The organism is Oceanobacillus alkalisoli (genome assembly GCF_022213125.1).
Taxonomy (GTDB): Bacteria; Bacillota; Bacilli; order Bacillales; family Amphibacillaceae; genus Oceanobacillus; species Oceanobacillus alkalisoli.
Window position 1 is genome coordinate 1 of the sequence record NZ_JAKNRA010000063.1, and the last position, 255, is coordinate 255.

Annotated in this window: 1 rRNA gene; it reads right to left on the reverse strand. The window is 51.8% G+C overall.

The annotated features are described in order from the left end of the window. Positions 1-255 (reverse strand): 23S ribosomal RNA (locus L3V42_RS18145); the annotation flags it as partial.

Here is a 255-nt window from a genome sequence, read left to right on the forward strand (position 1 = left end):
CTACCTGTGTCGGTTTGCGGTACGGGCACCTGTGATCTGGCTAGAGGCTTTTCTCGGCAGTGTGAAATCAGGAACTTCGGTACTCAATTTCCCTCCCCATCACAGCTTGAAATTGCCAGACGGATTTGCCTATCTGACTTTCTCACTGCTTGGGCGCACACTTCCATCCGTGCGCATTCCTTATCCTTCTGCGTTCCCCCATCGCTCATAACGATCATGAGGTGGTACAGGAATATCAACCTGTTGTCCATCGCC